The organism is Streptomyces luomodiensis (assembly GCF_031679605.1).
Taxonomy (GTDB): domain Bacteria; phylum Actinomycetota; class Actinomycetes; order Streptomycetales; family Streptomycetaceae; genus Streptomyces; species Streptomyces luomodiensis.
In genome coordinates this window covers 4,973,774-4,986,615 of sequence record NZ_CP117522.1, presented here as the reverse complement: position 1 = coordinate 4,986,615, position 12,842 = coordinate 4,973,774, and the positions used below count along the sequence as shown (strand labels likewise).

Annotated in this window: 10 protein-coding genes; 2 read left to right on the top strand and 8 right to left on the bottom strand. The window is 71.9% G+C overall.

Annotated features, from left to right (window positions below; all coding sequences use genetic code 11):
* Nucleotides 1–39: 39 nt before the first annotated feature.
* The 3 genes from PS467_RS20920 to PS467_RS20910 all read right to left on the bottom strand — a co-directional run bounded on the left by PS467_RS20920 (nucleotide 40) and on the right by PS467_RS20910 (nucleotide 3,551).
* Complete coding sequence (locus PS467_RS20920) at nucleotides 40–786, bottom strand: FadR/GntR family transcriptional regulator (RefSeq protein WP_311036563.1); 747 nt, start codon at nucleotides 784–786, stop codon at nucleotides 40–42.
* 124 nt (nucleotides 787–910) lie between these two features.
* Nucleotides 911–1,660 (bottom strand): hypothetical protein, encoded by a 750-nt coding sequence (locus PS467_RS20915; RefSeq protein WP_311036562.1) that lies wholly within the window; start codon nucleotides 1,658–1,660, stop codon nucleotides 911–913.
* A 346-nt stretch (nucleotides 1,661–2,006) separates the two neighbouring features.
* Complete coding sequence (locus tag PS467_RS20910) at nucleotides 2,007–3,551, bottom strand: MFS transporter (protein WP_311036561.1); 1,545 nt, start codon at nucleotides 3,549–3,551, stop codon at nucleotides 2,007–2,009.
* Nucleotides 3,552–3,711: 160 nt separating this feature from the next.
* Between PS467_RS20910 and PS467_RS20905 the strand changes: the two genes are divergently transcribed.
* Both PS467_RS20905 and PS467_RS20900 read left to right on the top strand, forming a co-directional pair.
* Nucleotides 3,712–4,716 (top strand): Lrp/AsnC family transcriptional regulator, encoded by a 1,005-nt coding sequence (locus PS467_RS20905; RefSeq protein WP_311036560.1) that lies wholly within the window; start codon nucleotides 3,712–3,714, stop codon nucleotides 4,714–4,716.
* Nucleotides 4,717–4,918: 202 nt separating this feature from the next.
* A complete protein-coding gene (locus PS467_RS20900; RefSeq protein WP_268973164.1) occupies nucleotides 4,919–5,368 on the top strand; it encodes a phospholipase in 450 nt (149 codons plus the stop codon).
* A gap of 156 nt (nucleotides 5,369–5,524) precedes the next feature.
* Here PS467_RS20900 and PS467_RS20895 read toward each other — a convergent pair whose 3' ends face one another.
* From PS467_RS20895 to PS467_RS20875, 5 genes are all read right to left on the bottom strand, one after another.
* Complete coding sequence (locus PS467_RS20895) at nucleotides 5,525–6,358, bottom strand: HAD family hydrolase (RefSeq protein ID WP_311036559.1); 834 nt, start codon at nucleotides 6,356–6,358, stop codon at nucleotides 5,525–5,527.
* A 180-nt stretch (nucleotides 6,359–6,538) separates the two neighbouring features.
* On the bottom strand, nucleotides 6,539–7,816 hold the full coding sequence (serS, locus tag PS467_RS20890; RefSeq protein WP_311036558.1) for a serine--tRNA ligase: 1,278 nt from the start codon (nucleotides 7,814–7,816) through the stop codon (nucleotides 6,539–6,541).
* Between the two features lie 578 nt (nucleotides 7,817–8,394).
* Nucleotides 8,395–9,330, bottom strand: coding sequence for a prephenate dehydratase (gene pheA / locus PS467_RS20885; RefSeq protein WP_311036557.1), 936 nt, complete (start codon nucleotides 9,328–9,330; stop codon nucleotides 8,395–8,397).
* A 117-nt stretch (nucleotides 9,331–9,447) separates the two neighbouring features.
* A complete protein-coding gene (gene efeB / locus PS467_RS20880; protein ID WP_268973160.1) occupies nucleotides 9,448–10,689 on the bottom strand; it encodes an iron uptake transporter deferrochelatase/peroxidase subunit in 1,242 nt (413 codons plus the stop codon).
* Nucleotides 10,686–12,839, bottom strand: coding sequence for a copper resistance CopC/CopD family protein (locus PS467_RS20875; protein WP_311036556.1), 2,154 nt, complete (start codon nucleotides 12,837–12,839; stop codon nucleotides 10,686–10,688). Before PS467_RS20875 ends, efeB begins: the two co-directional genes overlap by 4 nt.
* Between the last annotated feature and the right edge of the window lie 3 nt (nucleotides 12,840–12,842).

The following is a 12,842-nucleotide window of genomic DNA, read 5'->3' as shown; positions in this document are numbered from 1 at the left end:
TGGGAGCGCCGGGCCGCGATCAGGCGCGCCGAAGGGGGCTCAGCCGGTGGCGTCGGCGGCGAGCAGCGCCTCGATCGCGCGCTTCGGTGTCTCCAGCAGCGCCCGCGCCGCCGCCTCGGCGGCCGCCGGGTCGCCGGAGGCGATGGCGTCGACGAGGGCGCGGTGGTCGGCATGGGAAATGCTCGGCAACTCCCGGTCGCCGAGCGAGGCCACCAGCGACTCGCGTACCGAGGTGCTGAACCAGCCGTAGGTCGCGCTCAGCGCGGCGTTGTGCGCGGCGTCGACGACGGCGATGTGGAATCCGACGTCATGGGACGCGTACAGCTCATGGCTGCCGGACGCGGGCTGCTCCCCGGCGTGCTCGAACGGCTCCGGAGACTCCAGTGCCTCCAACGACTCCAGCAACTTCAGCGCCGCCCGCATCCGCCGCAGATCGGCGGGGGTGTGGCGGAGCGCGGCCAGCCGCGCGCCCTCCGCCTCCAGGGCGATCCGCAACTCCAGCACATCCCGGATTCCGGCGCGCCGCACATCCCGCATGACTTCGGCGGGGTCGGTGGTGGAGACCACGAAGGTGCCCTCGCCCTGCCGGGACTGCAACATTCCCGCGTGCACGAGGACGCGGACCGCCTCGCGGACCGTGTTCCGGCCGACCTGGAGCTGTTCGGCGAGGGCGTGCTCGGTGGGCACGCGGTCGCCGACCTTCCACTCGCCCTCGGCGAGTTGTGCCCGCAGCTGCTCCACCACGGTGTCGACCAGCGACTGTCGTCCGGCCGCCCGCAACGCCATCTCGCCCGTTCCCCTCGCTCGGTTCCGCTTCAATTCGCCCGATTGCCCAGTCATCCTACAAGTGCCGCGTCGGGCGAACCCGGTGGGCGGGACGTCACCCCGCCCACCGGGCTCCGCCGGTCCGCTACGCGCGCCGTCGCTGGGCGCGCCGCGCCCGCCGCTGGGCCGCCTCGGCCTTGAGCGTGGCGACGTCCTTGCGGACCTCGGTCATGTCATCACCGAGATCGCAGAGCCGCTCGCTCATGGCGCAGATGACCCGTCCGTGCGCATCGAGCCGCCGGTCCATGCCGTCCAGCCGGGCGGAGACCCTGGCCATCCACGGCGCCAGCTCCCGCAGCGTGGAGCCGACATCCGCCAGACACACCTCGACGGCCTCGAGGCGGTTGCCGATCGGCCCGGCCAGCATCCGCTCGGTGAGCTCCTGTTCGAGCGGAAGCTGCTCCGTCCCGGTTCCCGGTCCGTTCCGGGTCGACTCCTCGATATCGAGGAGATAGGTGCGTACCCGCCTAGCGATATCGCTGTCGCGCAGCAGCATGGCGACGTTGAGGATGGCCCGGCGGGGGTAGAGGGTGAGCTGGGTGATGGCCTGTGGATAACTCGACTCCCATAGGTCCATTGTGGACCTATGGAAGGACCGCAGGTCAGCGCCTCGAAGGGTGTGCATCCCGTTGCTGTGGAACTCCTTCCGGTGTCGCTTGGTCAGACTCTTGACGGCTTCTTCCCCAACCTCGAAGTACTCCGCGACCATGCGCGTGGTGATATGCAGTCCATCGGGTAGCAGGGTCAGGACCTTGACCTTGTCGAGGACGTCCGTGCGTGCGATGACACTGTCGCGCAGCGAGCGCGACTCCAGTAGTGCGGTCTCAGGTGGCATGGATGTGCCTTCCGGTGTGGATTTCAGGTGATGGTCACGCCCCACCAGCCAGGGGCCAGGCCGCCCGTATCCAGGGACCAGGAGCGGAGGCTGCCCACCTCTTTCGGGCCCAACCGCCGTGACATCGCTGCCCGTCGATCCGTCGCCCGGCCGAGGCTCCAGCTCGCGTTGCCTCCGCGCATAACGCGTATAAGGAACAACGATCCGACCGCGGGAGGGTTACTTGCACCGCGTGCGTTGACGGACGCCGGCCTCACGCCGCGAGGGGCAGGCACCGTCGGGCGCCCGCCCCTCGTATCTCGCGTGTCTCGCGTGTCCCGTGTCGCGCGTCTCGCGTCGTGCACGCTCAGGCGTGGACCGGCTCCGCCGGGGACTCCTCGGCGCTCGGCTTCGCGTCCGGTGCGGCGGGGCCGCCCCGGACGACGGCGAGCACCAGCAGGCCCGCCGCCAGGGCCGCGATACCGGCGATCACGCAGATGCGATCGAGCCCGGCCGCGAACGACTCGTGGACCAGCGCTCGGGCCGCGTCCGCCCGCGCCGGTGGGGCGGCGGCGATCACGGCGTCGGCGTGGCCGCCGCTGATGGCCTCGGCGGCCTGTCCGGCGGCCCGTGCCGGGACGGCGCCGCTGCCGTCGACCATGTCCCGCACCCGTGTCGCGAACACCGTGCCCAGGACGGCGATCCCCAGTGCGTAGCCCAGCTGCCGGAAGGTGTTCACCGCGCCGCTGGCCATGCCCGCACGCTCCGGTGGGGCCGAGCCGAGGGCCGCCGAGACCAGCACCGGCATGGCCAGGCCGATCCCCAGACCGGCCAGCGCGAGGCCCGGGACGAAGGCCGTCCAGTCCGCGTCCGGTGTCACCATCGCGGCGTTGACCAGCGCGCCCGCGCCCACCAGCAGCAGTCCGCCGCCGAGCGCGCGCCCGGGGGCGACCCGTTCCAGCAGCCGTCCGCCCGCCGCGCCGACGACCAGCGAGACGCCCGCCATCGGCGTCACCGCGAGCCCCGCCTGCACCGGGCTCATGTCCAGCACCGACTGGAGCCACAGCCCGGCGTAGGTGAGGTACGGGAAGGCCGCCGCTTGCAGCAGCAGGGCCGCCGCCATCAGCACCGCGAACGTCGGACGGCGCAACAGCCCCAGGTCCAGCAGTGGCTGTCGCTTCCCGCGCTCCACCGCGACGAAGACGAGCAGCGCGATCGCGGCCGCCACCAGCGCGGTGACCGTGCCGGTTTCGGCCCAGCCCTCCTCGCCGCCCCGCATCAGCCCGTACGTCAACGCCCCGGCGCACACCGTGAACGAGGCGGCGCCGGGCCAGTCGATCCGCACCCCCGGCGCACCGCGCGACTCGTCGATCGAACGGACCGTGATCCACACCGCGATCGCCGTCAGCGGCAGATTGACCAGGAAGATCGCCCGCCAGTCGACGTACTCGGTCAGCAGTCCGCCCAGCACCGGGCCGATCGCCGCGGCCGCCCCGCTCGTCCCGCCCCACACCCCGAAGGCGATACCGCGGTCGCGTCCGGAGTACGTCGCCATCAGCAGCGGGGTGTTGGTGGCGAACATGGCCGCCGCCCCCACCCCCTGAACGGCGCGGGCCGCGATCAGCACCCCGGCGTCCGGTGCCAGACCGCAGACCAGGGAGGAGAGCGCGAACACCGCGAGACCGGCCAGATACAGCCGCCGCCGTCCGAAGAGGTCCGCCGCCGAACCGGCCACCATCAGCAGCGCGGCGAGCGCCAGCGCGTAGATGTCCATCACCCACTGGAGGGAGGTGAACGACGCGTCCAGCCCCCGGGCCACCTGCGGCAGCGCGGTGTTCACAATCGTCACGTCTATCAACAGCATGAAATTGCCGAGCGTGATGGCGGCCAGCGGCCACCATGATCTGCGCATGACTGACTCCAGGAATTCGAGCGGGCCGGACATTCCGGCAAGGGGAGCGGGGACCGGCCCAGGCGGCGGTCCCCGCGGCTCTTACGGTCGCCGTCCCCCGGCCGCTCCTCCAGCCGGCACCGCCCCGGTGGTGATATCCGACGCCCGCTAGCTTTGAGCGGTGGAATCCGATGGGTACGACGACCTGGACCGGGCGCTGGCGCACGCCCTCCAACTCGACGGCCGGGCCCCCTTCACCCGGATCGCCGAGGTGCTGGGCGTCTCCGACCAGACCGTGGCCCGCCGCTACACCCGGCTGCGGACGACGGGGACGATCCGGGTGCTGGGGCTCACCGACCCGATGGCGGTCGGCGACGTGGTCTGGCTGGTGCGGGTGCGATGCCTGCCGGACACCGCCCTCGCGGTGGCCGAGGCGCTGGCCCGGCGGACCGACACCTCCTGGGTGAACGTACTGTCCGACGGCACCGAGGTCGCCGCGTCGACCCGGGCGGCGCACGGCCAGGAGAGTGACGCCCTGCTGCTGCGCAAACTCCCGCAAACACCACGGGTGGTGGGGGTGAGCGCGTACTGCGTGCTGCACGAGTACTTCGGCGGGCAGCAGAGCCCGGTCAACAAGTCCGGTGCGCTGACGGCCGAGCAGATCGAGCGGCTGCGCCCGCCCGCCGCGGACCGGTCGAAGGGCCCGCGCGGACCGTTGGGCGCCGAGGACCGCAAACTGCTGGACGCCCTGGCGCGCGACGGGCGGACACCGCTGGCCGAACTGGTCGACGCCACCGGTTGGTCGCAGTCCACGGTGCGCCGCCGGCTGGCCGATCTGCGCGCCGACGGCACCCTGTACTTCGACGTGGACTACTCCCCCCGGCTGTTCCGCCAAGGCGTCACGACCACGATGTGGCTGTCGGTGCGGCCGTCCGAACTCGACGCCACCGGGCAGAAGCTCGCGGACCACCCCGAGGTGGCGTTCGCTTGTGCGACCACCGGGTCGAAGAATCTGATGGCCACCGTGGTCTGCCCCGATGTCCCGGCCCTCTACACCTATCTGACCACCCGTATCGCCGAACTGCCCGCCGTGCTGGATATGGAGACCTCCCCGGTCCTGCGCCGGATCAAGGGTCCGGGGCCGCTGCTCACCCCTCCCTCCCGGGTGCCCTGGCGTGCTTCCTGAACGGCCCTTGTACCGGCGGTAGTTGGAGAAAGCTCCGAAACCCCCGTGGTCGAAGTCTGTTCATCTCCACGTCGGTGGAGATCTTGACGCTTGTCAGGGACCTGGCGAACTCTTGGCGTGCGCTGGATCACACCACGTCGCCCCCTCCCTTCGCCACAAGCGTGTGAGGGGGCGTCAGAAGTGAAAAACGGAGGGAACCCGAATGCGTCGCCTTGTCACGAGTCTCGCCGCCACCGCGGTCACCGCGGCCGCCACCGTCGCCCTGGCCGCACCCGCCCAGGCGGTCCCCGCGGACAAGCAGCAGGTCCTCGCCAGCTGGACCCAGACCAGCGCCAGCAGCTACAACACCTGGCTCGCGGCGCGGAACAACCAGAGTGCCTGGGCGGCCTACCAGTTCGACTGGTCCACCGACTACTGCAGCAGCTCCCCCGACAACCCCTTCGGCTTCCCGTTCCAGACCGCCTGCGCCCGGCATGACTTCGGCTACCGCAACCACAAGGCGCTCGGCATCTTCGACGCCAACAAGGCGCGTATCGACAGCGCCTTCTACGAGGACCTCAAGCGGGTCTGCAACGCCTACAGCGGTGCCACCAAGACGTCGTGCGACGGTACGGCGTGGACGTACTACCAGGCGGTCAAGGTCTTCGGCTGACCTTTCGTGACCCCGGCCCCTCGGTCCCGGCCCCTCGACCGCGTCCCCTCGGCCCGGCCCCTCGGCCGCGGTCGGAAGGGCTGAGAGGTACGCCGCTGCCGGGCCGCCCGGATGCCGGGCGGCCCGCCGAGGCGGCCGCACCGGCATCCGGCCGGTTCACCCGCTCGCCGCCGGGAACAGCCGCTCCAGCACCACCGCGATGCCGTCCTCCGTGTTGGACGCGGTGATCTCATCGGCGACGGCCTTGAGGTCGTGGTGCGCGTTCGCCATCGCGACACTGTGCTTCGCCCAGCCGAACATCGGGATGTCATTGGGCATGTCGCCGAAGGCGATCGCGTCGGCGGCGGTCATCCCCAGCCGGCGCGCGGCCATCGAAAGGCCCGTGGCCTTCGTCAGCCCCAGCGGCAGCAGCTCCACCAGTCCGGCACCGGCCATCGTCACCCCGACCAGGCCGCCGACGGCCGTCCGGGCGGCGTCCGCGAGTGCGTCGTCGTCCAGCTCCGCGTGCTGGATGTAGAGCTTGCTGAGGGGCTGGGACCACAGCTCGGCCGGGTCGGTGAAGCGCACCAGGGGCATCCCCTCGTGATCCGCCCGGTACCCCTCGCCGAACAGCACCTCGCCGTCCAGCCCGTCACGGGCCGCGGCCAGCCGCAGCGGACCGATCTCCGCCTCGATCTTCTCCAGCGCCAGCTGGGCCACCTTGCGGTCCAGCGTGACGGAGGTCAGCAGCCGCTGCTCGCCCGCGTGGTAGAGCTGCGAGCCCTGACTGCACACCGCGAGACCCCGGTAGCCGAGGTCGTCGAATATGTGCCGGGCCACCGGGACGGTCCGCCCGGTGACGACGATATGCGCGGCGCCCGCCCCGGTGGCCGCGGCGAGCGCGGCGCGGGTCCGCGCCGAGACGGTGTGGTCGGGGCGCAGCAGGGTCCCGTCAAGATCGGTAGCCACCAGGCGATAGGGCAGCCCGTCCCCCCGCTGTGCGTCGCTCACTGTGTCGTTCCGTTCGCTTCTCCGCTCGCGCGGCGCGGAGGTGTGGGCATCGCGGTTGGGTGCGGCCGGGTGGCCGCGCGTGCGTCGCTCACTGTGTCGTTCCGTTCGCTTCTCCGCTCGCGCGGCGCGGAGGTGTGGGCATCGCGGTCGGGTGCGGCCGGGTGGCCGCGCGTGCGTCGCTCACTGTGCGACCGGTTCCAGGACCTCGCGTCCGCCCAGGAACGGCCGCAGCGCCTCGGGCACCCGCACCGAGCCGTCGGCCTGCTGGTGGTTCTCCAGGATCGCGACGATGGTCCGGGTCACCGCGCACAGCGTGCCGTTGAGCGTGGCCAGCGGGCGGACCCGCTTGCCCTCGCGCATCCGGACCGACAGCCGCCGGGACTGGAACTCGGTGGTGTTGGAGGTCGAGGTCAGCTCGCGGTACTTGCCCTGCGTCGGGATCCACGCCTCGCAGTCGAACTTCCGCGTCGCCGAGGAGCCCAGGTCGCCCGAGGCCAGGTCGACCACCCGGAACGGCAGCTCAAGCGAGGTCAGCCACTGCTTCTCCCACTCCAGCAGCCGCTGGTGCTCGGCCTCGGCCTCCTCCGGGGTCGTGTAGACGAACATCTCGACCTTGTCGAACTGGTGCACCCGGAAGATCCCCCGGGTGTCCTTGCCGTACGACCCGGCCTCGCGGCGGAAGCAGGAGGAGAACCCGGCGTAGCGCCGCGGCAGTTCGCCCGCGTCCAGGATCTCGTCCATGTGGTACGCGGCCAGCGGCACCTCGGAGGTGCCGACCAGGTAGAGGTCGTCCTTGTCGAGGTGGTAGACGTCGTCCGCGGCCTGGCCGAGGAAGCCGGTGCCCTCCATGGCCTTCGGCTTGACCAGCGCCGGGGTGAGCACCGGGGTGAAGCCCGCCGCGGTGGCCTGTGCCATCGCCGCGTTCACCAGGGCGAACTCGAGCAGGGCGCCGATCCCCGTCAGGTAGTAGAAGCGCGAACCGGAGACCTTGGCGCCGCGCTCGGTGTCGATCGCGCCGAGCAGTTCGCCGAGCTCCAGGTGGTCCTTGGGGGCGAAGCCCTCGGCCTCGAAGTCGCGCGGGGTGCCGACCGTCTCCAGGACGGCGAAGTCGTCCTCGCCGCCGACCGGCACCTCCGGGTGGACCAGATTGCCCAGCTGGAGCAGCAGCCGCTGGGTCTCCTCGGCGGCCGCGTCCTGCTCGGCGTCGGCCGCCTTGACGGCGGCGGACAGCTCGCCCGCCTTCCTCAGCAGCTCGGCCTTCTCGTCACCGGCGGCCTTGGGGATGAGCTTGCCGAGCGCCTTCTGCTCGGCGCGCAGCTCGTCGAAGCGGACACTGGAGGACCTGCGCCGCTCGTCGGCGGTCAGGAGTGCGTCGACGATGCCGACGTCCTCTCCACGAGCGCGCTGGGAGGCGCGCACACGATCGGGGTCCTCACGGAGCAGGCGAAGGTCAATCACCCCACCAGGTTACCGGTGAGACCTCGGGGGCTCGACGCGATACTCCTTTGCGTCCCGGTTTGCCCCTTCTTGTGGCTGTGGGTAAACCGGGGAATTCCTGTGACGACCACCGCCCGGCCGCCACCCGGTCGCCGTCAAGGAATACTGACGAACTCCACGAAACGGGACAAAGGGGCGGCGTCGAGGCGACCCTCTTCCCTTGTCTGCGGGGTGAGTTGGGGATTGGTTGTCCACAGGTGCGGGGGGAAGTCCTGCGGTTATCCACAGGCTGTGTGTGAGATCTGTGGATGTCACGGTGATCGTTTAGGCCGCCGACATGCTCGGCGATGGATTCCCCTATCAAGCCGCGTTCACACCTTCCACAAGACAGGAATCCCTCACTCCAAGGGGTTGGGCAGGGGAATTGGGGTGACAGGGTGGTGATGTCCGGCAATGGAGCTGGATGCGGCACGTGTCGCGATCGGCCCGCTTTGCCGGATGTGGCGATGTCGACTTATCCCCAGCAGGCGCATCAGCCTGTGGATAACTTTTTCCAGCGATGAGCCAGCCGAGCCGAGGGATACGGGTGGACGTTCAGGTCAGGCCCGGCCGTCCTGGCAGCGGGCCAGCCACTCCGCCGCATCCGCGAACGCCTCGTCCGAGGTCCCGTGCCGCAGCGGCGACATGTCCTCCGCCGTCGCACCCGCCCGGGGATACGAGCCCAGGAACCGCACCTTCGGGCAGGTCCGCTTCAGCCCCATCAGGGCCGAACCCACCCGCCGGTCGGAGATGTGCCCCTCACAGTCCACCGAGAAGCAGTAGCGGCCGATGCCCTCACCGGTCGGGCGCGATTCGATCCGCACCAGGTTGACCCCGCGCGCGGAGAACTCCTGGAGCAGTTCCAGCAGCGCGCCCGGGTGGTCGTCGCCGAGCCAGATCACCAAGGACGTCTTGTCCGCGCCGGTCCGGGCGGCGGGCCGGGCGGGGCGGCCGGCCAGCACGAAGCGGGTCATCGCGTTCTGCGCGTCGTGGATGTTGGCGACCAGCGGCTCCAGACCGTACCTGGACGCGGCGAACTCGCCCGCGAACGCCGCGTCGTACCGCCCCTCCTGCACCAGCCGCGCGCCGTCCGCGTTCGAGGCGGCCGACTCCCACAGGGCGTCCGGGAGGTTCGCCGCCAGCCAGTTGCGGACCTGGGGCTGGGAGACCGGATGCCCGGTCACCGTCTTGATGTCGGCGAGCGTGGTGCCCGGCCGTACCAGCAGCGCGAAGCTGATGGACAGCAGCACCTCGCGATAGATCATCAGCGGTTCGCCGGTGGCGAGCTCGTCGAGGGTCGCGGTGACGCCGCCCTCGACCGAGTTCTCGATGGGCACCAGGGCGGCCGCCGCGGCGCCGGAGCGCACGGCGTCGAGCGCGGCCGGCACGGAGACCATCGGCGCCAGTTCCCGGGTGGCGGCCTCCGGCATGGAGCGCAGGGCGGCCTCGGTGAAGGTGCCCTCGGGGCCGAGGTAGGCATAGCGGCTGGCCGACATCACGGTCGCTCCCTGTGATCAGACGAGACCGCCACGATACCCGCGCCGGCCCGGACCGCCGACCCGCTCGCCTCCCCGTCCGGGGACGCGGTGGCGCACAGGTGGCTCGTCCCTTCCCTATCCCTCCAAGAGTGCCTGACCCACGTACTCCCCCGGGGCGCAGCCCGGGGGCACCGCGAACAGCGCGCTCGCCTCGTGCCGCAGGAACCGCGAGAGGTCGTCGCCCAGGTCCAGCTTCCGCTGCACCGGGACGAACCCCTTCAACGGATCCGCCTGCCAGGCGATGAACAGCAGACCGGCGTCCGGCGCCCCGTCGTCGCGGAAGCCGTCGTGGTACGAGAAGGGCCTGCGCAGCATCGCGGCGCCCTGGTTGGACTCGGGCGCCGCGACCCGCACATGGGCGGCGCCCGCGATGGCCAGCGAACCGTCCTTGTTGACCTTGTCGAGCCGGACCGGGGTGGTCTCCGTGCCGCCGGACAGCGGGGCGCCGTCCGACTTACGGCGGCCGATCACCTTCTCCTGCCGCTCCAGGGAGAGGTGGTCCCAGGAGTCCAGCAGCATCCGGATGCGCCGGACGACCGCGTAGGACCCGCCCGCCATCCATCCGGGCTCCCCCTTCTCCGGTACGAAGATCCGGCGCTCGAAGTCGTCGTCCGTCGGCTTGGGGTTGTTGGTGCCGTCGATCTGGCCCATGAGGTTGCGGGTGGTCATGGGGCGGTCGGTGGCGCCGGGGCTGCGGTTGAAGCCGTTCATCTGCCAGCGCGGCCGGGCCGTCCCGGCGGCCTCGCGTTGCAGGGCGCGCAGCGCGTGGAAGGCGACCAGCGCGTCATTGGCGCCGATCTGGATCCACAGGTCGCCGTTGCTGCGCTGGGAATCGAGCGCGTCCGAGACGAAGTCGGGGAGCGGGGCGAGTGCCTCCGGCAACTGGTCGTCGAGTCCCACCTTGCCGAAGAAGGTCCGGCCGAAGCCGAAGGTGACCGTAAGGGACGAGGGACCGGCGTCCAGCGCGATCCCCGTGTCGTCCGGCGGGGCCTCGCCCGCCATCAGCTCTCGGGCCGTGCTCGACCAGCGGCGCAGCAGTGCGGCGGCCGCCTTACGGTTCGCACCGGCCGTCAGGTCGAAGGCGAGGAGATGGCCGTGGGCCTGGAGGGGGGTGGTGATGCCCGCCTGGCGCTTGCCGTGGAAGGGCACGGCGGTCGCGCCGAGGGAGCTGAGCGGTTCGGGGGCCTCCCGTGTCGCCTCGGCCGCGTAGGCTCCGGCGGCCCCGCCGGCGACCAGTCCGGCCGCGCCGGCGGCGCCCGCCGAGCCCAGCAGACGCCGCCGGGAGATGCCGGGGGAGGGTGCTTGCTCTGTGGTCATTGAGCGACTTTCACGTTCCTGGTCTCCGTCACCTGGTCGATGTCGGAGGTGCGTACGGTCAGGGAGAGCTGCCAGGTGCCGGCCATGGGCAGCTGGACGTTCGCGGCACTCCAATGCCCGGTCGAGAGGTGCTCGAGCGGGATGCGCAGCGGCCCGATCCCCTTCGGCTTCAGCGTCAGCGCCACCTTGACCTCGGGCACGTCCACGGGACGGTCGGCCGGGTCGGTGAGGAAGACATGCAGCGCGTTGTCACCCGGCAGCGCGGGTTCGATCATGACGACGGCCTTGCCGCGGCCGCTCTTGGGGCCGGTGTCGTAGGGGATCAGCACGCTCACCGGGTCCACCTTCGGCCGGCCGCCGGGGTCCGCGGCCGCGGCGGCGGCCTGCCCGGTCTCGGCCCGGCCGGGCTGGGTGCCGCTCAGCACGGTGGCCACCGCGAGCAGCACGACGGCCACGACGGTCTCGGCGATCACCGACCGGCGCAGACCGCTGCGCTCGGCGTCGGCGTCGCGCTCCCGCAGCGTGGCGGTCTTGTCCCTGGCGGCTCGCTGACGGGCGAGCTGGGCGGCGCGTACGGGGTCGTCGTCGGCGGCGCTCCCGGCGCCGTCACCGGACGCCTCACCGGTCCCTTCCCCTCCTCCTTCTCCTTCCCCTTCCCCGGACTCGGCTTCGGCGTCGGCAGGGGTGTCAGGGGCCTCACGGGTATCGCCAGCCGCGTCGGCTGCGTCGGCCGCGCCGGTACGGACCGGCCGCGCGGCCTTCACCGGGCCCTCGGCCTCCGCCTGGTTCCCCGCCTCCGCTGTGGCATCCGTAAGGCGCCCGGTCCAGCGGCGCGAGATGGCCGCGATGCCCACGAGCACCGCCACCAGACCCACCTTGACCAGCAGCCATCGCCCGTACTCGGTGTCGGTCAGCGCGCCCCAGGAGCCCACCTGCCGCCACGACTGGTACAGCCCGGTGACGACCAGGGCGACGACCGAACCGAAGGCCAGCCGCGAGAAGCGGCGCACCGCCGCCCGCTCGATCGGCTCGCCCGCCCGGAGCGTCGCCGCGAGCGAGGCCAGACCGCCCAGCCACACCCCGACCGCGATCAGATGGATCACGTCCACCGGCATGGCCAGCTGCCGCTGGAGGCCGACCGAGGCGTGCTCGGCCATCGCCCAGGTCGCGGCGAGGCCGACGGCCATCACCGTGCCGCCGAAGCCGAGCCCGAAGGCGAGGTCCTGGCGGCGCCGCACGTCCGCCGCCTCAGCCGCCTGAGCCGTCTCCCCCTCCGCCTCCGTACGACGGGTGTACGAGCCGAAGAGGACGGCCAGGAAGACCGCCGCCGCGCCGAGCAGCAGCAGCCGGGACAGCAGCGCCGCGCCCGGCTTCGTGGACAGCACATCGCCGAGCCCGCCGAGGTCGAGGACGCCGCCGATGCCCTCGCCCTCGGTGTACGGCCCGCGCAGCAGCAACAGCAGCAGGCTGGCCGCGAAGACCGTCACCCAGCCGCCCACGGCGATCTTCCGCACCGGGCGGGAGGACCGGCAGAACCCGGCGAACACGCAGCCGCCCACCAGCGCCGCGAAACCGCCGTAGGCGGCGTACCGGCCGATCCCGTAGAGCGTGCCGACCGTGGTGTCGGACGCCCCGCCGGTCGGCACCTTCGCCGTGGTCTTCGACGGTGCGCCGATGGAGAAGGTGAACGCCCCGCTCACCGGGTGGCTGTCCTCGGAGACCGCCTTCCACGCCACCGTGTAGGTGCCGTCCGGAAGTCCGGAGTGCAGCTCGGCGGCGGCGGTCGACGACGTGCCGCCGACATGGGTGGCCTTCCCGGTGTCCACGCGCCTGCCGCTGGGGTCGAGCACGCGCACCGAGTCGTCGGAGAGCAGCACGCCCTCCGAGAAGTGCAGCGTGACCTCCCTGGGGGCGGTCTGCACCACCGAGCCGTCCGCGGGGTCGGTCGAGGTGAGCGCGGCGTGCGCGGACGCGGAGCCCGCGCCCACGCTCAGCGCGCACAGCAGCGCGGCCAGCAGGGTGCCGCAGACCGCCGTCAGCCGCCGTGCCACCAGCCGCCGGGCGGCCGTGGTGGTCCGGGACGTGGCCGTGGTGGTCCGGGCCGGGGTCGCGGTGGGCCCGGCGGGGGCCGGGGAGGTCAGCGAGGGCATCGG

Bases quoted from the DNA above. Each gene is read 5' to 3' on its own strand.
- PS467_RS20910 (WP_311036561.1), bottom strand. From the start codon at position 3,551: ATGCGCAGATCATGGTGGCCGCTGGCCGCCATCACGCTCGGCAATTTC.
- pheA (WP_311036557.1), bottom strand. From the start codon at position 9,330: ATGTCGGCCAGCCGCTATGCCTACCTCGGCCCCGAGGGCACCTTCACC.
- PS467_RS20900 (WP_268973164.1), top strand. From the start codon at position 4,919: ATGCGTCGCCTTGTCACGAGTCTCGCCGCCACCGCGGTCACCGCGGCC.
- PS467_RS20915 (WP_311036562.1), bottom strand. From the start codon at position 1,660: ATGCCACCTGAGACCGCACTACTGGAGTCGCGCTCGCTGCGCGACAGT.
- PS467_RS20920 (WP_311036563.1), bottom strand. From the start codon at position 786: ATGGCGTTGCGGGCGGCCGGACGACAGTCGCTGGTCGACACCGTGGTG.
- PS467_RS20875 (WP_311036556.1), bottom strand. From the start codon at position 12,839: ATGCCCTCGCTGACCTCCCCGGCCCCCGCCGGGCCCACCGCGACCCCG.
- efeB (WP_268973160.1), bottom strand. From the start codon at position 10,689: ATGACCACAGAGCAAGCACCCTCCCCCGGCATCTCCCGGCGGCGTCTG.